Here is a 19506-nt window from a genome sequence, read left to right on the forward strand (position 1 = left end):
TTCAGTCGGGCAGCGCCACAGGCGTACCATCGGCGCGGGTCAGAACCTCCATCCCGGTGCCGTAAACGCGGTGCAGCATGCCGCGGGCCATCAGCGCGTCGGGCGGACCCTCATAGGCCAGACGCCCACCGCGCAGGGCAACGATATGGTCACAGAACCGCGCCGCCATATTGAGATCATGCAGGACGAGGATCACCGTGCGATCCTGCCTGTGACTAAGGCTTTGCACAAGGCGCAGAACCTCGACCTGATGGGTGATGTCGAGCGCCGAAATCGGCTCGTCGAGCAGCAAGACGCCCGCCTCCTGTGCAATCAGCATCGCAAGCCATGCACGCTGCGCCTCGCCCCCCGATAGGGTCGCCACTCGCCGGTCGGCCAGCGACCCCAGCGCGCAGGCCGCCAGAGCGGCCTCGATTGCGGCGTGATCGGCGGCTCCCGGTCGCCCGAGCGCCCCGTGCCAGGGATAGCGCCCAAGTGCCGCCAACTCACGCACCAGCAGTCCCTCGGCGGGCGGTAGATGCTGCGGCAGATAGGCCAGACGCCGCGCAAACGCGCGGTTCGGCCACGTGGTCAAGGGTTTGCCATCCAGCCGGATATGACCCGCCGTGGCCTTGATCTGCCGCGCCAAAAGTTTCAGGAGCGTCGACTTGCCCGATCCGTTATGGCCGATCAGCCCGATCACCCGACCCGCAGGCAGGCGCAGGGTGACATCCTCCAGCAATCGGCGGGCAGGGACCGCATAGGACAGGTGGTCAATCTCGAATGCGTCCGTCATGCGGGTCTCCTTACCATCAACCAGATCAGCCAGGGCGTGCCCAAGAGCGAGGCAAAGAGACCAAGCGGCAGATCATAGGGAAAGCTCGCCATGCGCGCCCCGAAATCGGCGGCCAGCATCAGAATCGCCCCGATTAACACGCTGCCCGCCACATGATCGACCGCCCGCGCCAATCCAATCCGCCGCGCCAGATGCGGCGCCATCAGCCCGACAAAACTCAGCGGCCCGACCAGAACCGTCGCGGCCCCCGTTGCCAGTCCCGCGACCAGCACGATCAGCCCCGAGGTCCGGCGCACCGGCACGCCCAAGCCCTGCGCCACAGCCCCCCCGAGGGGCAGGATCGAGAGCCAGCGCCCCATCGCCATCGCCACCGCAAAAAGCACCAGCAGGATAGTACACAAGAGCGCCGCGCCCAGCGGTCCAAGAGTGGCGGCCGAGCCACTCAGCCACGCCAGAATGGCAAAGGATTTCGCCGTTCCCGCCGCCATCAGCGTTGACAGCACGGCCGCCGCCAGCGCCGAAACCGCGATGCCTGCCAAGAGCACCCGTTCCGGCCGCAGGTCGTGCCCCAGAGCGACACCCGCCAGAACCAAAAGGGCCAGCGACCCCCCCGCTGCCGCCCCGCCGGTGAGCCCAAGAGCCGAGGGTGCCGCCGTGGCAAAGAGCACCGCCGCATAGCCCATCGCTGCACCGCCAGAGACACCCAGCACTTCTGGCGAGGCCAGAGGATTGGCCGTCAGCCGTTGCAAGAGCGCACCGGCCAAGGCCAGCAACCCACCCGCCGCCGCTGCCCCCATAAGGCGCGGCAAACGGTTGGGCAGAAACATCGCCAGCGTTTCGGCGTCAAGCAGCGCCCAGCCCCCCGGCACACGCCCGACCAGCGCCAGCACCGTCAAGGCCCCGCAGCTCAGTCCCAGCAGCGCCCAGAGCAACAGGCTCGGCCGCCTCAGACGGCGCGGTATGTCTTCGCTTGCAGGTGGCGGTGTGCCGCGCAATCGCGGCAAAAGCCATAGCAGGAGCGGCCCACCGATCAGCCCGGTGATCGCCCCGGTCGGAAACATCTCGCCCCCGGTCTGCGCTGCCATCAGCACCAGCCCGTCACACAATGACAGCAGCAGCGCCCCGGCAAGGGGCGCATGGATCAGGATCTGCGCCGGGCTGCGCGCGCCCAGACCCCGCGCGAGTGCCGGAGCCGCAAGCCCGACAAAGGCGACAAGCCCCACCGTTGCCGACACGCTCGCCGCGAGCACGGTCGCCAGCAGCACGGCCAAGACGCGCAGCCGTCCGACATTGAGCCCCAGCGCCCGTGCGCCTGTCTCCTCGATCCGCATCACCTCCAGCGGGCGCAGGATCAACGCCGCCGCACCGCCAGCCGCTGTCAGAACCAGCGCCAGCGTGCCAACCGGGGCCCAGCCGGTCTGCACCAGCGATCCCCCCGTCCAGACCACCAGTGAAAACAGGTATTGCCCCTGTGCCAGTGTCATCGCCGCCGCGAGGCTCGAGGCAAAGAGCCCGACCAGCATGCCCGCGATCACCATGGTCACGGGATGAAAATTCCGCGCGGCGCCAATCCCCATCACCAGCGCCGCCGCCACCGCCGCTCCGGCCAGAGCCACCGGCCACCGGCCAAATCCGAGCAGGTCCGGCATCAGGACCGTCGCAGCAATCAGCGCCAGTTGCGCTCCCGACGACAGGCCCAGCGTCGAGGGATCGGCAATGGGATTGCGAAGCACAAGTTGCAAGAGCGCCCCCGACAACCCGAGCGCCGCCCCGGCAACCAAGGCGATCAACCCGCGCGGCATATGCCCATAGGCCAGCAGAATTGCATCGAGCCCCAAAGCCTCGGCATCATAGGGTGGCAGAGGCCAGCCACCGGTCGGCAGCACGGGTGCGGCCAGAACCCAGAGCGTCAGGGACAGCGCCAAGGCCACCCCATAGCAGAGCGCCGCGCGCGCGGTCATCCCGCCTGCTCCGCCTCGGCCGCGGTGGTCATCAACCGCGCGAACCGCAGCCCGGCAGGGACGCCGCCAAAGGGGTTGATCTCGCCCAACATCGACACCCGACCATTGGCCACCGGCCCCAGCCGGTTCCACAGAACCGAACGCGCCAGCGCCCGCCGTGCCACAATGGGGATATCTGACACCAGCACGATTCGCGCCTCGGGTCGCTCTGCCAGCCGCTCGAGGGGCAGGGGTGCGGCAAAGGCAAAGCGCGTGCTGCGCGACCACGCGTTCTCCAGCCCCAGCTGTTCGAGGACCGCGCCAAACATGCTGTCTGCGCCAAAGGCCCGGACATGCCGCGCATCGCCGATCTCGATGACATAGACCGGTCGATCCCGCCACAGGGTCAGTCGGCGCGCATGCGCGGCCAGCTCCGCCTCGGTCTCTGCGGCGACGCGTGCGGCCACATGCGGTAGGTCGAGCCGGTCCGCCAGCGCGTGCAACGCCGCCATCGCCTTGGGCCAGGGCGACTCGCCGGGGATGTAAAAGGGCAGGCTCATCACCTCAGCAATCGACCCAAGACGCGGTGCGATTCCTGTGTAATAGGGCGACGACAGAATGAGATCGGGCCGGGTGAGCTGCAACAGTTCAAAATTCGGCGATCCGCGCAGCCCCAGATCGACGGTTTGCGCCGGAATCTCAGGCCGGACCGCGTCGGCGCGGTAGCGGATCAACTCGCAGGCCGCGACCGGGACCACGCCCAGCGCCATCGCGGTCTCGAGCATAGCCCAGTCGATGGCCGCGAGTCGGGGACCGCGGGCCTGTGCGGGCAGTCCCCAGAGCGCCATCATCCCTCCGAGAAAGGCGCGGCGTCCGATCCGTGCCGCGTCTACCACTTGTAGGTCAAACGCGCCTGCACCGTTCGACCATCCCCGTAGAAACACCCGAACCCGCCGCAATTCGCGACATAGACCTCATCGGTCAGATTGGTGACATTGACCGAAAAATGCGTGTTCTCGGTGATTTCATACGCCGCGCGCAGATCGAGCAGCGTCACGTCCTCGGACTTGAAGAGATTGGCCGCGTCCCCGAACCGTTCGCCGATATAGCGCACGCCACCGCCCAGTTGCAGCCCGTCGAGCGCCGAGGTGTTGGCGAATTCATAGCTTACCCAAAGGCTTGCGTTGTGCTGCGGCGCATTGGGCAGATCGTTGCCGGGATTGTCGCCACGGCGCTGCTCGGCCTCGTTATAGGTATAGGCGCCGCGCACGCTCCAGCCATTCTCGAGATCGACCGTTCCTTCAATCTCCAACCCTTGCGAGCGGACGGTGCCGATCTGCCGGATGCCGGTGATACCGCCTTCGGTGACGGTGGTGCTCAGATTGGTCTGTTCCAGATCGAAGAGGGCGACACTGAAAAACCCGTTGAACCCGAGCGGCTGATATTTCACCCCGACTTCCCATTGCTTGCCTTCAGTTGGATCAAGCGTGTTGCCGTCAATATCCACCCCGATTTCCGGATCGAACGAGGTGGCATAGCTCAGGTAGGGCGCAACACCCTGATCCGTGATATAGGACAGACCCAACCGATAGGTGGTGGCCTCGTCGCTCTGATCGACCGGAGATGCGCCAGCGAAATTGGTGAAGGTGGTGCCGCTCTGTTCTGCCCAGTCATGCCGCAGCGCCAGCGAGCCGCGCCAATTGCCAAGGCTCATCTCGTCCTGCGCATAGATACCCATCTGCTCCAGCTCCAGATCATTGCTCTGGATAAACCACGGCGCGGTCAGATTGGCGCCGTTGTAGACCGGGTTGTCAAAGCTGATCGGGTCGGCGAACATGAACTCCGTGCTGTCCTCGATATCGTAATGCCGCAGATCGACACCAACGAGCAGATCATGCGTCACCGCCCCGGTCTGCGCCGAACCGGTGATGCGGGTGTCGAGATTGAGTGTCGTGCTGTCCTCGACCTGATTGATGCCGCCGCGCGTGATCGTGTCACCGTCCGGCACCGCGTTATCGACATAGAACCCGGTGTAATCCCAATCGAACTTCTGGTAGCGGAATCCTGCGTCGAGTGCCCAGTCATTGCTGAACTCATGGCGCAACTCAAACCCGAGGTTGAGTGTCTCGCGGTCGCTGCGGTCGTCATTGGGATCACCGGCATAGAAATCGCGCAGATCCTTGCCCTGTTCCGTCAGGGTCAGATCAAACGGCACCCCGGCGGGCGTGATCGGATCGTCTTTTTGCCAAGAGCCCAGAAATTGCAGCACCGTCGCATCGGTGACATCCCAGCGTGTGGCTAGGCCAAGATATTTGCGCGTGGTCTCGAGCTCCGCGATATCTTCCTCACTGTCCCGAACCACCGTGGTCAACCGCGCCGAGAACTTGTCCGAAAAGACATGGTTGAAATCGACGAAGCCTTCCGTCGCCTTGGGGTCACCGACGCCGACACCCACTTCGCCAAAGCTAAGCCGTTGCGCGCGTTTTTGGACCTGATTGATGATCCCGCCCGGATTTCCCGACCCGTAGAGCACCGAGGACGGGCCGCGCAGCACTTCGATCCGCTCCAGAGAATAGATCTCAAAGGAGGGCGCGCCGAAATCGCGCAGGATCCGCAACCCGTTGAGATATTGCGCATTGTTGGCGCTGAACCCCCGGATCGACGGGCTGTCGAAGCGCGGATCGGTGCCAAAGGGCTGCGCCAGAACGCCAGCGGTAAAGCCCAGCGTATCGCCCAGCGTTGTCGCCCCCTGATCCTCGATCTGCTCGCCGGTGATCACCGACACCGATTGCTGCGTCTCAAGAATCGGCGTGCCGGATTTGGTGGCAGTTTGCGCCGTGGTGGCGACATAACCCGGCACCGGGGCCGACGGATCATAGCCGCTCTCCAGTTCAAGCTCTCCCAGATACATCAGGTCAGCGGTGGATTGTGCCGCAGCGGCAGAGGCCAGCACCAAGAGGCTCGCGCTGGCCAGCAAAGAAAGGCGGACGGTCTGTTTCATATCGGTTTCCATGTCATAAATTTTCCGACTCTTTAACTCAGGATATGACCTGTCGCTTGAACCAGACCTCCGGGCTTTGAACGAGTCCCGCCCAATCTTGCCCGCCGCCACACACCGGGCGTCTGCCCATGCACCGCACCAAAGGCGCGCGTGAGATGCGCCTGATCGGCAAACCCGGTCGCGGCAGCGATCTCGGCCAGCCCCAGCGCCGGGTCCGCCATCAACTCGGTCGCGCGGGCGATGCGGGTCTGCATCAACCAGCGTTGCGGCGTTGTGTTGAGGCTCTGCTTGAAGGCCCGCGCGAACCAACTCTCCGAGAGACCCGCAACCTCTGCCAGATCCGGCACCGTCATCCGCCGATGCAGATTGTCCCGCGTGAACTGATCCAGTCGCCGGATCATATGGGGTGAGAGACCGCCGCGCCCCATGGGCTCGACAGGCACGGCCTCCAACCCCAGAACCTCGGCCAGAATGGCGGTCACCAACCCGTCCAGCATCAGATCAGAGCGCTGCGGGCTGTCGACCTCTTGCGCGATGATCTCGGCCATGGACCGCACGCGGCCATATCCCGCAGCTTCCGCAGGCAACAGATGTAGCGCCTCGGTCCGCGCCTCCGAGGCCACGGGGCACAGCCGGTGCAACAGCGGCCCCGGTTCCAGATGCAGGTCGAGATGGGCAAAATCCTGTGTGTGCCGCAGGTCGCTCCAGAGCGGTTGCCCCCCCGGCACATAGAACGCTCCAACACCTGAGCACCATTCGGCATCCGCCTGCGCACGCAGACGCATTGCCTCGGCCCCCCCCTCAAGAAAGACCACCAGCCGGGGGTAGGGTGACAGGTAATAGCCACCGCCCCCCGCCGCACCGCGCACATGCCAGACATCGGCAATCACCCCCGGCCACCGCCGCCACGCCAAGGGGCGCAGCGTTTCGATGGCGCGTGTTTCGGCGGTGATACGGGGCATAAAGCTCATGACGGGGCGATCCGGGGCTAGGGCGGTCCAAGAGAGGAACGAAAGGGCCTGGCCCACCTGCCGTGAGGTGTCTCGCTGAGCATCTCTGGCTCTGTCGCATTCCACTGCCGGGGTCAAGGCGGTGTCGGGACGGAAAAGATAAAATGTTGACAAATTACATCAGGTATTGGATCACAAAGGCGAAAATGACCCCGGAGACACGATGACCCAAATCGCTCAGGCCCGTTTGCCTATGGCTGGCCCCCAAGCCACACGGCTCTTTGAAGACATGGCGCGGGCGGTCAATCTGCCAGCGATTCGCATCGGCGAGGGGCTGCGCCTGCCCTTCGGTGACTCCCTGATCACCCTGGTGCCGCAGCCGGATGAGACCCTCATAGACCTGCGCGCCGAGACCCCCGCCGCCTTGCAATCGCTCCGGGATTTTCTCGCGGAACAGGCTGCACAGGGCGCGTTCTCCCTTGCTTGGGACGCTGCCACCTCCGGGGCGCATCCCGCCAATTTTGCCCTGGGTCGGGTCTGTGAGATGCGGCGTCTGTCGCCGTCCTATCGCCGTTTGATTGTCGAGGGGCCAGACCTTGGGCGCTTTGCCGCAGGTGGTCATCACCTGCGCCTTCTGTTCGGTCCCGAGGGCGCGGGGTGGCCCAGGCTTGACGTGCAGGGCGTCACGCAATGGCCCGGCGGTCTGACGGCGTGGCACCGCCCCGTCTACACGATCCGGCGCATTATCCACGGCACCGGACAGGCGGCGCGGCTTGAGATCGACATCTTCCTGCACGCAGGCGGGCGCACCACCGGCTGGACCGAGCGCGTCACACCCGGCACCATCCTTGGTCTGACCGGTCCCGGCGGCGCCGGGGCCCCCAGCGCGGGATGGCTTGGCCTTGTCGGCGACGAAACCGCCCTGCCGGTGATCGCCCGGATACTGGCTGAGGCCCCGGACGGCACCCGAGGGAGCGCCACACTCTTTGTGCCCGAGCGGGGGGATATCCGTCCGCTTGCCCATCCGGCAGGACTTGTCGTGACATGGGTGCTGCGCGGGGGTCAGACCGGCCCGCTTGACGCGCTGCGCGCGCTCGCGCCGCCGCCCGACGACCGCCATGTCTTTTTCGCCGCCGAACGCACCGAGGCGACAGAGGCGCGCCTTTGGTTGACGTCTCAAGGGTTTGACCGGTCCAGCTTCACAGCGGCCGGCTATTGGACGAAAGAGACCATCTGCTAAAGCGGTGACGTTTGGCTCTTTTGTTTGATACCAGTGGTTTAGATGCCGCAGCTTGAGGCCTGTCACGCCATCGCAACGCACCGCACCCCGGCAGCGGGCAGATGTCCCAAAGCCCGGATGATAAACTTGACTCTTTTACTTATTCTGCCATAACACATGCCGACCATCGGACCGATCCGATCCGATCATACTCGTCACACCGTGCCAGCCCAGCGCCAGCCATGCGGTTTAAACGCCCTCCGAAACGCGGGCGAAAGGAGCCTGCCATGACTGCGCCGCATCGCGCCGTTCCCTGCCTCGCGGCTGTCCTCTGTGCCGCCAGCCTCACGCTGGGCATGCCCAGTGCGGCGCAAGACGCCAGCCCCTCCCCCCAGCTTGACCTTGCACTCAATGCCGTGACCCCGACCGAGGCGGGTGGCTGTCGGCTCAGCTTTGTCATTCGCAACGATCTGGGGGCGGCGATTGAGAAACTGGTGGCAGAAGCGGTGCTTTTTGATGCCGAGGGGCAGGTGGCCACGCTGACACTCTTTGACTTTGGCACCCTGCCTGCGGGGCGTCCCCGCGTGCGGCAATTCGATCTGGCGGGGCAAACCTGCGAGAGCATCGGACAGGTGTTGATCAACGGGATCGGCACCTGTGAAGGGGCTGGGATTGCGCCCGGTGCCTGCCTCGACGCGCTGCGCCTCTCGACCCAGACCACGATCGAGGTGACAGGATGAACGGAACCGAGACAATGCTTGACCGCCTGCATGGGTTGATCGAGATGGGTGGGCCGGTGATTGCCATCATCGGTGTGATGTCCGTGGCGACACTGGCGGTTGTCCTCTACAAGATCTGGCAGTTCCGCGCCTCTGGCGTAGGGCGGCATCTGGCACTGCGCGCCGCTGTCGCCGAATGGGACCAAGGCCAAAGCAAGGCTGCGCGCCGCACGTTGGAGGGGTCGCGCAGCTATCTGGCCCCGGTGATCGCGCGCGCCTTCGCGACTGACGGTGCCAGCGACAGCGCCGCCGTCCGGCGGCTGGAGGCCGAGGCCGACGCGCGGTTTTCCCGGCTCGAACGCGGGTTTCGCTTTCTCGACACGGTGGCGCAGGTGGCGCCGCTGCTTGGTCTCTTCGGCACTGTTCTGGGCATGATTGAGGCGTTTCAAGCGCTGCAATCGGCGGGCTCTCAAGTGGACCCGTCGCTGTTGGCGGGCGGCATCTGGGTGGCACTGCTGACTACCGCCGCAGGGCTTGCCGTAGCGATGCCCGCCTCTGTGGTGCTGTCGTGGTTCGAATCGCGCATGGCCGAAGAACGCGCGCTGGCCGATCACGCGCTCAGCGTCGTGCTTGGCCCTGACAACCGCGTGGTGCGCGGCTCGCCCCCGCTGGGTCAGGCGGTGCCCCAAGGTGCGTAGCCCCCCCTTTCACCGGCGCAAGCTGTCGCTCACCTCGCTGATTGACGTGATCTTTCTGCTGCTCTTGTTCTTCATGCTGTCCTCGACCTTCTCGCAATTTTCCGAAGTGGATTTGGCGACGGCTGGGGCAGGCCGCCCTGCGACATCCGAAACACCGCCGATCTTTGTGCAACTCAGCGCAGGCGGCCTGCGCGTCAATGCCAGAGAGGTGACGCTGGAGACCCTGCGCGACACTCTGACCCCGCTGATGCCAGAGGGCCGCGCCCGCGCGCTGATCAGCACCGGGGGGGATGTCACGGCGCAACGGTTGACCGATCTTCTCTTGGCATTGCGGGGGGTCGCTGGTCTCTCGGCTCAGGTCTTGACCCCGTCATGACGCGCCCCATGCCCCGCTCTCGCCGCGAGCCGACGATTGCTCTGATCAACATCGTATTCCTGATGCTGATCTTCTTCATGGCGGCCGCGACACTGGCACCGCCGCTCGACGGCGATCTGCGGTTGGTGCACACGGCCGACCTCGAGGGGCGCGCACCGCCTGATGCTTTGGTGATCCACGCCGATGGTCATCTCACCTATCGCGGGGCGACGCTGGCCGACGCCGCCGCCTATGTGCGGGCTGCGTACCCAACCGGGGGGGAAACTGTACAGGCTGTACGCATTGTCCCCGACGCGGAATTGCCAGCCCAAGATCTGATCCGGATTGGTGAGGCCCTGCGCAGGGCCGGGGCCACGCGGGTGGTGATGATCACGGAACGGGGGCTCGAATGATCCGCACGTCACGCAGCATTCTATTTCTGTCGATGGCCACAGCCGTTACACTGCACGGGCTGGGCGCATGGTATGTCGAGGCCAGTGCCGAGATCGAGACAGAGGGCGGCGCAGGCGCGTCCGAGGTGGTTTTGGGCAGCAGCTTTGCCGATATGGTGGCAGGCAGCGCCCAGCCAGCGACAGCCACCAGGGCCACGCCCATCCGGCAAACCGCACAGGCGGCAAAACCCGCAGAGCCAGACCAGGCTCAGGCCGTTCCGGCACCGGAACGCCCATCGTCATCTCCCGACGTTTCACAGGCGACCGAGGCCGCTTTGCCCGACCTTCGGGTCAAGCCCAGCGAGATCACAGAGCCGGCTCTGCCTGCAGATACGTCGCAAGCACTTGCTCAATCCGCGCCGCAAGAGATCCTCAAGGCCGAACCAGAGCCAGACGCCGGCCTGCAGATCTCGCGTCGGCCAGAGGCGCGCCCGCGTGAGGTTGAAGAGGTGGCAGCAGAGATCGCTGCCCGCCAAGCCCCTGAACCTGAAAAGAAAAAAGAGACACGCAAACGATCCGGCAATACGGCGACCCAAGATGCCAGCCGGGGCAGCATCACGGGGCGAGAGACCGCAACTGCCGCCCGCGCGGGGCGGGACACGACGTCTCAAAGCTCCGCGCAGGGCAACGCTGCCGCCAGCAACTATCCCGGACAGGTCATGCGGCACCTTGCGCGGGTGCCGCGCCCGCGTGCTGACACGCGCGGCGAGGCGCTCGTGCAATTCTCTATCGCCGAGGGTGGGCGGTTGGCCTCTGTGAGCCTCGCCCGCTCGTCAGGCTCTACCCGGCTGGATCGCGCCGCGCTTACGGTCGTGCAACGCGCTGCGCCATTTCCGGCACCGCCCCAAGGCGCGCAACGCAGCTTCTCCGTCCAGATCAAAGGTCACGGCGTCAATTAGAGACTGCGGCAGCTCTTGGACTGTGCGGCGAGGCGTGTTCCTGTCCGCGCCGCATCTAGTCCCAGCAACTGACCAGCACGGTCATGTCGCCTGCACGGTCCGTCAGCGCCTCGGGCGATATCCGGTCCAGCGCTGAGGTGGTGCGTGGGGTGATGCCACCACGGGTCAGCACCTCTTGCAGCGCGCCATTGGTGGCCGAAAAGCTGACGTCATCCGGCAAAGACCGCCCATCCTGTGCGTGGGCCAGTAACATGCCCAACACCGCGCCGCCGACATCAAGCACGGGGCCACCGGCATCGCCGTCCAGCGCGGCGAGCGCGAGGCGCTTGAGGTGCGGCTCACCGTTCAGCCCCTGCAATTCCGAGAGTTGCCCAAAGGTAAGCGTCGGCGCCCCCAGAAGGCCACCATAGGAATACCCTGCAACCGCCACATCACTCAGCAAACGCGGTGTGGATTCCTGAAAGGTCGCAATACGCAGCGGGGCAAGGGCCATCCGCGGACGCAAGATGGCCACCCCAAGGGCTGCATCGGACAAGACAACATCGGCCTCGTAGCTCTCGTCGATTGTGATCCGTCCACAGCTCTCGACCGCCTCGGCGGTGGTCAATACGGCACCGCCCGCATCAACGTAAAAACCAGAACGCGACTGCTTCGGCTTGCGGATTTCCAACCCGGAGATCAGGTCGATGTCCTGCGCGCCAGCGCCCTCGGTGGGATCGAGTGTGCCGGGAAGCCAAGTAAAGCTGTCCTGCATTCGGCCCACAAGACGGGTGCGGCGGGCCTCGTCCCCGGCAGGCCAGATCAGGGTGAACCCTTTGATCTCTCCGTCCCGCAGCCAGACCCGCGTTTGCGAAATCTTCTGCGTCCCCTCGCCGATCAGCGTGAAGCTATCCCCCTCCAGGCTGCGCAGACCCGTTTCTGGCACAATTTCAAGGGTTTGCATGATGTCGTAGAGCCCCGCCAGGGTGCCGCGATCGCCCTCTTGGCTGATCAGCAGAACCCGGGCCTCGATCTCACCCACGGCGTTGAAATGCGCGAAGGGCGGCTCGTAACGCTCGAATGTAACGACCGCAGTGGGCAATTCCATGGCAATGCCGGTGGCATTGTCGCGCAGGATCTCAAGACCGAGCCCATCAAACACCGCATTGTATTGGCGCAGCAATTCGGCGCGCTGCCGGGTGGTGAGAATGCCCGTTGTGTCAAAGCCGTTCTGTGTCTGCCAGCGCGCCATCGCGGCGCGGGTGCCTTGTCCAAAGGCCGCATCAATCGCGCCGTCATAGACACCGGCCCACGCCATCGCCACTTGTACATCAGCACGCTCGTCACGGGTGAGACGGCTCTCGCTCGCGCGGGCCTCAGACGGGGTCTCATCCGCAGGCGCTGGTGTGGGGACAGGTTCCGGCGCAGAGTCCAGCGATACAACAGGCGGGCTATCGGGAATGGGTACTGCGGGCACGGTCGGTTGCGCGAGCAGGTTCGCGCCAATCGGCCAGAATTGTTGCTGATAATCGCGGCTCTCCGCGATGTAGCTGTCGCGCGCGATCACGCCCTCTGCCCGGTAGACCTGTAATACGCGCTCGGCCTCGTCGCGCCGGTAGGGGCCAAGTGCTATCGCATACCAGCCGCGACCGAGTGAAAACCCGTTCACATCGGCCAGTGTCGCTGCATAGCGGCGGGTTGCGATTTGTGCTTCGTTGAGGCTCGGCTGGGCCTCAATCTGGACCCAGACCACGTCCTCCTGTGCCTGTACTGCGGGAGCGGCCATGAATACCGCAAAGATGAACCCCAGAAAAAAACGCACCATCAGCTTCCCTAAATCGTGACATGTTGCGGTCATTAAGACCTTTTGGGCGTTTTAACAAAATTGCCGGGCGATGCACTCGAAATATTTGGACCGGGCCGAGGCGTGTTGCGCGTCAAACGTCCGATTGACCCCGCCCCGCACCCGGCCTAGGTAGGGGCGGCAAATCAGGGGCAGCATTGGGGTCAGGCATGAGCGACACCACCGAAAAACCGCGCAGCTTTCAGGAGATTATCCTGCGGCTTCAGGCCTATTGGGCCGCTCAGGGCTGTGCCATGATGCAGCCCTATGATATGGAAGTGGGGGCGGGCACCTTTCACCCTGCGACCACGCTGCGCTCCTTGGGGTCGAAACCTTGGGCCGCGGCCTATGTGCAGCCCTCGCGCCGCCCCACCGATGGGCGCTATGGCGAGAACCCCAACCGCTTGCAGCATTATTATCAGTATCAGGTGCTGATCAAACCCAGCCCACCCAATTTGCAGGATCTTTATCTTGGCAGCCTGCGCGCCATCGGCATCGACATGGCGCTGCATGACATCCGCTTTGTCGAGGATGACTGGGAAAGCCCCACGCTGGGCGCTTGGGGGCTTGGCTGGGAGGTCTGGTGCGACGGCATGGAAGTGTCGCAGTTCACCTATTTTCAGCAGGTCGGCGGGCATGATTGCGCGCCGGTGTCGGGCGAATTGACCTATGGTCTCGAGCGTCTCGCGATGTATGTGCTGGGCATTGATCACGTGATGGACATGCCCTTCAACGATCCCGCCGCCCCCATTCCGCTTAAATATGGCGATGTCTTTCGCCAGACCGAAGAAGAATACAGCCGCTGGAATTTCGACGTGGCCAATACCGACGTGCTCCTGCGCCACTTTGAAGAGGCCGAGGCCGAATGTCAGGCGATCCTCGCGCAAGAGGCCGTGGACCCCAAGACCGGCAAACGCATCATCATGGCGCATCCGGCCTATGACCAATGCATCAAGGCCAGCCATCTCTTCAACCTGCTTGACGCGCGCGGTGTCATCTCTGTGACCGAGAGGCAGGCTTATATCGGCCGCGTCCGGGCGCTGGCCAAACTCTGCGCCGATGCCTTTGTGCAGACTGACGCAGGGGGGCAGGCGGCATAATGGGCAAGATATTGGCGGGGGCGATCTTGATCACGGCATTGGTGGCTGGTGCGGCCATGTATTATCTCCAAGTCTACCACTTCTACGAAGAGGTGGCGGCGGATGGCACCAACGATGTGGTCCTGACCTCCTTGGTCACGGGCGCGCCCGAACCGGTGCTCTATGAGAATTTCACCGCCATCGACGCCAGCAGCAGCCCGATCCGCTACCGCGCCTGTTTCACCACCGCGATGAGCCATGCGATGCTGAGCGAGACCTATGAGATGTACGAGCGGGCAGAGCCGCTGACTGCACCTTCATGGTTTGATTGCTACGACGCCCAAGCCATAGGCCAAGCGCTGGAAGAGGGTAGCGCGCTTGCCTTTCTGGGCCAGCGTGACGTGATTTACGGCGTGGACCGCGTGGTCGCTATCACAGAGGACGGGCGCGGCTATGTCTGGCACCAGATCAACCGCTGCGGCGAGGTGGTGTTTGATGGCCAGCCCGCCCCCGTCGATTGTCCCGAACCGCCCCAAGGATACTGAGCCATGCCTGACCTCTTGATCGAACTCTTCTCCGAGGAAATCCCGGCGCGCATGCAGACGAAGGCCGCCGACGACCTGCGCGCGCGGCTGACCGAAGCGCTGGTCGAGGCCGGGCTGACCTATGCGGGCGCTGCGGCGTTTTCCACGCCTCGGCGTCTGGCGCTGACCGTGCAGGGGCTGACCGGCCAGAGCCCGACCACCCGAGAGGAGCGTAAAGGTCCGCGTGTCGACGCACCCGAAAAGGCAATCGAGGGGTTTCTGCGCGGTGCGGGGCTTACTCGTGAACAGCTCGAAATCCGCGACGAGAAAAAGGGTCAGGTCTATTTCGCCACGATCACCAAGCCCGGACGCGCGGCGGCTGAGATCGTCGCCGAGGAACTCGACAAGATCATCCGCACGTTCCCCTGGCCCAAGTCGATGCGTTGGGGCGCAGGCAGCTTGCGGTGGGTGCGCCCGCTCCATTCCATCCTCTGCATCCTGACCGATGAGGCGGGCGAGGTGACGGTCGTTGATCTCGACGTCGACGGCATCCGCGCGGGTAATTCGACCGAGGGGCATCGCTTCATGGGGGTAGGGCGCTTTGCCGTGACCTCTTTTGATGATTACCGCACCAAGCTGCGCCGCGCGCATGTCATTCTGGAAGCCGAGGAACGCGCGCAACAGATCTGGCAAGAGGCCAGCAATCAGGCTTTTGCCTCTGGTTTGGAACTGGTCGAGGATAGCGGGCTTCTGGCCGAGGTGGCGGGGCTGGTGGAATGGCCCGTGGTGCTGATGGGGCGGATTGACGAGGCGTTTCTGTGCCTGCCGCCCGAGGTGTTGCAAACCTCGATGAAAGAACATCAAAAGTTTTTCTCGGTGAAGAACCCCAAGACAGGCCGGATCGAACGCTTTGTGACCGTTGCCAATGTCGAGACCGCCGATCAGGGCGCGACCATTCTGGCGGGCAATCAAAAGGTGCTGGCGGCGCGGCTGTCGGATGCGAAATTCTTTTGGGAAAATGACCTGCGCAAGGTGCAGGCTGAGGGGCTGGAGGGGATGGGCGCAGGGCTGGCGCATGTCACCTTCCACAACAAGCTGGGATCACAGGCAGACCGGATCGCCCGTATCGCGGCACTCGCGCGCGAAATTGCGCCGCATGTGGGGGCCGATGCCGATTTGGCGGAACAGGCGGCAAAGGTGGCCAAGGCCGATCTGCAATCCGCCATGGTCGGCGAATTCCCCGAATTGCAGGGGTTGATGGGGCGGTATTATGCTGCGGCGGCGGGGCTGCGCGCTGAGGTGGCGGCGGCCTGCCAAGAGCATTATTCGCCCCTCGGGCCCGGCGACGCCGTGCCAAGCGCGCCGGTGTCGGTGGCCGTGGCGCTGGCCGACAAGATCGACACATTGTGCGGCTTCTGGGCGATTGACGAGAAACCGACGGGCTCGAAAGACCCCTATGCTCTGAGGCGTGCGGCCTTGGGGGTTATTCGTATCGCTCTGAACAATGACCTGCGTTTGTCCCTGATGCGCTTGATCGACACGCAACTCTTGCGGCAAAAGATGAACTTGTATCGTCACAAGGCCACTCAGGGTGAAATCGACACACTCGAAGAGGTGCTGGAAGAGATTGCTGATCATGGCCTGTTCGGGGCGGCCTATCACGCGGTTCTGGACCGTCTGCGGCAGAGCGGTGAGGCTGAGCAATGGGAAGGCACGCTCGTGTCGGAGTTGGGACGCGCTGTTCCTGAGTTCTCGTCGGACCTCCTCTCCTTTCTCCATGACCGCCTCAAGGTCCATCTGCGGGACGAAGGCATCCGCCACGACGTGATTGATGCCTGCCTTGCCATGCCGGGAAATGACGACCTCACGCTCTTGGCCCACCGTGCCCGCGCGCTTAGTGATTTCCTCAAGACCGATGATGGCGAGAACCTGTTGCAGGGCTTCAAACGGGCCAACAATATCCTCACCCAAGCCGAGGAAAAGGACGGGGTGGAATATTCCTATGGCGCGGATGTGAAATTTGCGGAAACGGATGAGGAAAAGGCGCTCTTTGCCGCCCTCGCCACTGCGGAACCCGCCATTGCCAGCGCGCTCAAATCCGAGGATTTCGCCGGGGCGATGGGGGCCATGGCAGCCCTTCGCGCCCCCATAGACGCTTTCTTTACTGCCGTGCAGGTCAATGCCGAAAGCCAAGTCATCCGCCGCAACCGCCTCAACCTGTTGAGCAGCATTCGGCATATCTGTCTGCAAGCGGCTGACCTCACACGGATTGAAGGGTAAGAGCCGTCATCCTCGGGCCTGACCCGAGGACCTCTTGCCGCCTGAGATCCTCGGGTCAGGCCCGAGGATGGCGGCACCACCGCCCCATCCCAACCCCGTCATCCTTTCCCTTGCCTTGCGCGTCAGCGGGCGTATGGTGCGGTCAAAGGAAAGGTGCCGCAGTGCAGCAAGACGACAGCCATATCACCCTCATCACCCCTTCGGCCCCGGTGCAGCCCCACACCCACGGGGGGCGGGCGAAATGCCTGCAACGCCTCGTGCGGCTCGATCTGCCGGTGCCGTGCACCGTCGCGCTGTCGTTCGAGGCGGTGCACCGGATCGCGGCCGGCGAAGTGCCTGATATGCTGCGGTTTCTGGCTCCGTTCGGCGATGCGCCGCTCCTCTGTGTGCGCCCCTCATCGGAAGACCCCGATTGGGGTGGACCGGGGGCCGTTCTGAACATTGGCATCAACGATGCGCGGTTTGTCGAACTGTCGGACCGGATCGGCAAGCAGGCGGCGTCGGACATCTATCTGCGCTTTGTGCAGGCCTATGCGATCCATGTGGCGCGGCTGGACCCGGATGTGTTCGAGGATGTGTCCGAAGACCCGGTTCTGGGCCTCAGCCAAGCGCTCAAGGCCTATGAGGTCGAGGCCGAAGAGGAATTCCCCCAAGATCCCGGCAAGCAATTGACCGAGGTGCTGCGCTCTATGGCGCGGGCCTGGGAGGGGACCACCGCGCGGCTCTTGCGGCAGGCCAAGGGCGCGCCTGCCGATGCGGGGCTGGGCCTTGTGGTGCAGGAATTGGCGCTTGGGCTGGGGCAGGGGGAATGCGGTTCTGGCGTGATGCAACTGGTCAATGGTGTGACGGGTGCGCGCCAGATCATCGGACGCTACCTGAGTCAGAGCCAAGGGCGCGATGCGCTGAGCGGCGGCGTGGATGCGCTCTATCTGACGCGTGACCCGCGCGGTCCCTCGCTCGAGGAGCTGGCGCCAGACGCCTTTGCCGAGATCAGGACGCATACGGAATTGATGCGTACAAAGCTGCGCGAGGAAATGCAGGCTGAGTTCACCATCGAAAACGGCAAGGTCTGGATTCTCGACGGTCTACGGGTGCCACGCAACGGGCGCGCGGCGGTGGCCATTGCGGTGCGAATGGCCGAGGACGGGATCATTACCCGTGACGACGCGCTGATGCGGATCGAGCCGCGCTCGCTCAATGAATTGCTGCACCGTCAAGTGGACCCGAATGCGCCCCGTGATGTGCTGGCGCGCGGAATTGCCGCCAGTCCCGGCGCCGCCACGGGCCGGGTGGTGTTTTCCGCCGCCGAGGCGCAGGCGGGCCATTCGCGCGGCGAACCCTGCATCCTTGTGCGGCGTGAAACCAGCCCCGAGGATATTCGCGGCATGCATGCGGCGGTGGCCGTGCTGACCGAGCGCGGTGGCATGACCAGCCATGCAGCGGTGATCGGGCGCGGCATTGGCCTCCCCTGCGTTGTGGGGGCGTCAGAAATCCATTTCCAGACCCATCGCAAGCAATTGACCATGCCCGACCGTCGGGTGGTCAAGGCTGGGGATGTGATCACCATCGACGGCACCAACGGTTTGGTTCTGGCCGGAGAGACCCCGTTGCTCGAGGCCGCGCGGGATGAATCGTTTCAGACGCTGATGAGTTGGGCCGATGATGTGCGCGATATTGCGGTGCGGGCCAATGCCGACACTCCGGCCGATGCTGTGGTTGCGCGAAATTTTGATGCGCGTGGCATTGGGCTGTGCCGGACCGAGCACATGTTCTTTGACACCGAGCGGTTGACCGTGATGCGCGAGATGATCTTTGCCGATGGCAGCAAGGATCGCGCCGCCGTGCTCGAGCGGCTCTTGCCGATGCAGCGGGCCGATTTGGCGGATTTGTTCCGCATCATGCAAGGGCTGCCGGTCTGTATTCGCCTCTTTGATCCGCCGCTGCATGAATTTCTGCCGACCGACCGGGTGGGGCATTTGCAATTGGCCGAGGCGCTGGATCTGCCCTTGTCGGATGTGACACGGCGGGTTGAGGCGCTGAGCGAATATAATCCGATGCTGGGCATGCGGGGTGTGCGTCTGGGCATCACCGTGCCCGAGATCTACGACATGCAGGCACGGGCCATCTTTGAAGCAACGCTCGAGGCCAGCCGCGACGGTGCGCCGGTGGTGCCGGAGATCATGATTCCGCTGGTCAGTGCCAAGCGTGAGGTTGAACTGGTGAAAACCCGGGTCGATGCGGTGGCCGCGGCAGTGCGAAACGAGACTGGGCGCGATTTCACCTATCATCTGGGCGTAATGGTCGAGACGCCGCGCGCGGCGTTGCGTGCCGGTGAATTTGCGCCGTTGGTGTCTTTTCTCAGCTTTGGCACGAACGACCTGACGCAGATGACCTATGGGCTGTCGCGTGACGACGCAGGCCGGTTCATGTCGGAGTATGTCAAGCAGGGTGTCTATCCCGAGGACCCGTTCCACATGCTTGATGTCGATGGCGTGGGCGAGTTGCTCAAGATCGGGGCAGAGCGTGGGCGCGCGGCCAATCCTGACATCAGCCTGTCGATCTGCGGTGAGCATGGTGGCAACCCCGAATCAATCGCTTTCTGCCGGGATGCCGGATTCAACTATGTTTCCTGCTCTCCCTTCCGTGTTCCGGTGGCGCGACTTGCTGCCGCACAGCTGACCGTCAAAGACAAGATGCGGTAGTCAGAACCGCTGTTTGCGCAACATCAGACAAAGTCGAGGCGCTTTTTGCGACAGGAAAAGCCATAGGCGGGAACTTGCCGGTGGCTCGGGT

The 19506-nt window shown here is 64.1% G+C and carries 16 protein-coding genes; 10 read left to right on the forward strand and 6 right to left on the reverse strand.

The annotated features are described in order from the left end of the window. Position 1 precedes the first annotated feature (1 nt). Genes VR71_RS08165 through VR71_RS08185 form a run of 5 tightly spaced genes read right to left on the reverse strand, consistent with a single transcriptional unit; the run spans position 2 to position 6687 of the window. The gene (locus VR71_RS08165) at positions 2–775 is read right to left on the reverse strand and encodes an ABC transporter ATP-binding protein (RefSeq protein WP_045682846.1); all 774 of its coding nucleotides are present in this window, start codon (positions 773–775) and stop codon (positions 2–4) included. Continuing rightward, on the reverse strand, positions 772–2736 hold the full coding sequence (gene fhuB, locus VR71_RS08170) for a Fe(3+)-hydroxamate ABC transporter permease FhuB (protein ID WP_045682848.1): 1965 nt from the start codon (positions 2734–2736) through the stop codon (positions 772–774). The genes VR71_RS08165 and fhuB overlap by 4 nt, the downstream gene beginning before the upstream one ends. Continuing rightward, complete coding sequence (locus VR71_RS08175; protein ID WP_296430102.1) at positions 2733–3611, reverse strand: ABC transporter substrate-binding protein; 879 nt, start codon at positions 3609–3611, stop codon at positions 2733–2735. Before VR71_RS08175 ends, fhuB begins: the two co-directional genes overlap by 4 nt. Beyond that, the gene (locus tag VR71_RS08180; protein WP_045682957.1) at positions 3605–5716 is read right to left on the reverse strand and encodes a TonB-dependent siderophore receptor; all 2112 of its coding nucleotides are present in this window, start codon (positions 5714–5716) and stop codon (positions 3605–3607) included. Before VR71_RS08180 ends, VR71_RS08175 begins: the two co-directional genes overlap by 7 nt. Positions 5717–5748: 32 nt before the next feature. Then, complete coding sequence (locus VR71_RS08185; RefSeq protein ID WP_045682852.1) at positions 5749–6687, reverse strand: helix-turn-helix domain-containing protein; 939 nt, start codon at positions 6685–6687, stop codon at positions 5749–5751. Between the two features lie 202 nt (positions 6688–6889). Here VR71_RS08185 and VR71_RS08190 point away from each other — a divergent pair, with 202 nt between their 5' ends. The 6 genes from VR71_RS08190 to VR71_RS08215 all read left to right on the forward strand — a co-directional run bounded on the left by VR71_RS08190 (position 6890) and on the right by VR71_RS08215 (position 11008). Continuing rightward, complete coding sequence (locus VR71_RS08190; RefSeq protein WP_045682958.1) at positions 6890–7906, forward strand: siderophore-interacting protein; 1017 nt, start codon at positions 6890–6892, stop codon at positions 7904–7906. A gap of 266 nt (positions 7907–8172) precedes the next feature. After that, positions 8173–8625, forward strand: coding sequence for a hypothetical protein (locus tag VR71_RS08195; RefSeq protein WP_045682854.1), 453 nt, complete (start codon positions 8173–8175; stop codon positions 8623–8625). A 14-nt stretch (positions 8626–8639) separates the two neighbouring features. Further along, positions 8640–9302 (forward strand): MotA/TolQ/ExbB proton channel family protein, encoded by a 663-nt coding sequence (locus VR71_RS08200; protein ID WP_296430104.1) that lies wholly within the window; start codon positions 8640–8642, stop codon positions 9300–9302. Beyond that, the gene (locus VR71_RS08205; RefSeq protein ID WP_009819376.1) at positions 9295–9678 is read left to right on the forward strand and encodes a biopolymer transporter ExbD; all 384 of its coding nucleotides are present in this window, start codon (positions 9295–9297) and stop codon (positions 9676–9678) included. The genes VR71_RS08200 and VR71_RS08205 overlap by 8 nt, the downstream gene beginning before the upstream one ends. Further along, positions 9675–10070: a biopolymer transporter ExbD gene (locus tag VR71_RS08210; protein WP_045682858.1), complete on the forward strand. Its 396-nt coding sequence runs from the start codon at positions 9675–9677 to the stop codon at positions 10068–10070. Before VR71_RS08205 ends, VR71_RS08210 begins: the two co-directional genes overlap by 4 nt. Continuing rightward, positions 10067–11008 carry an energy transducer TonB gene (locus VR71_RS08215; protein ID WP_045682860.1) on the forward strand — a complete coding sequence of 314 codons (942 nt, stop codon included), beginning with the start codon at positions 10067–10069 and terminating at the stop codon, positions 11006–11008. The genes VR71_RS08210 and VR71_RS08215 overlap by 4 nt, the downstream gene beginning before the upstream one ends. 55 nt (positions 11009–11063) lie before the next feature. On the opposite strand, the gene VR71_RS08220 is transcribed toward VR71_RS08215, so the two are convergent. Then, positions 11064–12812, reverse strand: coding sequence for a serine protease (locus VR71_RS08220; RefSeq protein WP_045682863.1), 1749 nt, complete (start codon positions 12810–12812; stop codon positions 11064–11066). Positions 12813–13000: 188 nt separating this feature from the next. Here VR71_RS08220 and VR71_RS08225 point away from each other — a divergent pair, with 188 nt between their 5' ends. From VR71_RS08225 to VR71_RS08240, 4 genes are all read left to right on the forward strand, one after another. Then, positions 13001–13930 carry a glycine--tRNA ligase subunit alpha gene (locus tag VR71_RS08225; RefSeq protein ID WP_045682865.1) on the forward strand — a complete coding sequence of 310 codons (930 nt, stop codon included), beginning with the start codon at positions 13001–13003 and terminating at the stop codon, positions 13928–13930. Continuing rightward, positions 13930–14454, forward strand: a complete 525-nt coding sequence (locus tag VR71_RS08230) for a DUF6446 family protein (RefSeq protein ID WP_045682867.1) — start codon at positions 13930–13932, stop codon at positions 14452–14454. Before VR71_RS08225 ends, VR71_RS08230 begins: the two co-directional genes overlap by 1 nt. Before the next feature lie 3 nt (positions 14455–14457). Beyond that, complete coding sequence (glyS, locus tag VR71_RS08235; protein ID WP_045682869.1) at positions 14458–16713, forward strand: glycine--tRNA ligase subunit beta; 2256 nt, start codon at positions 14458–14460, stop codon at positions 16711–16713. Between the two features lie 161 nt (positions 16714–16874). Continuing rightward, a complete protein-coding gene (locus VR71_RS08240; protein WP_009819369.1) occupies positions 16875–19415 on the forward strand; it encodes a putative PEP-binding protein in 2541 nt (846 codons plus the stop codon). Positions 19416–19506: the final 91 nt, after the last annotated feature.

Origin of the sequence: Roseovarius sp. BRH_c41, assembly GCF_000961715.1 — a bacterium.
GTDB lineage: Bacteria > Pseudomonadota > Alphaproteobacteria > Rhodobacterales > Rhodobacteraceae > Roseovarius.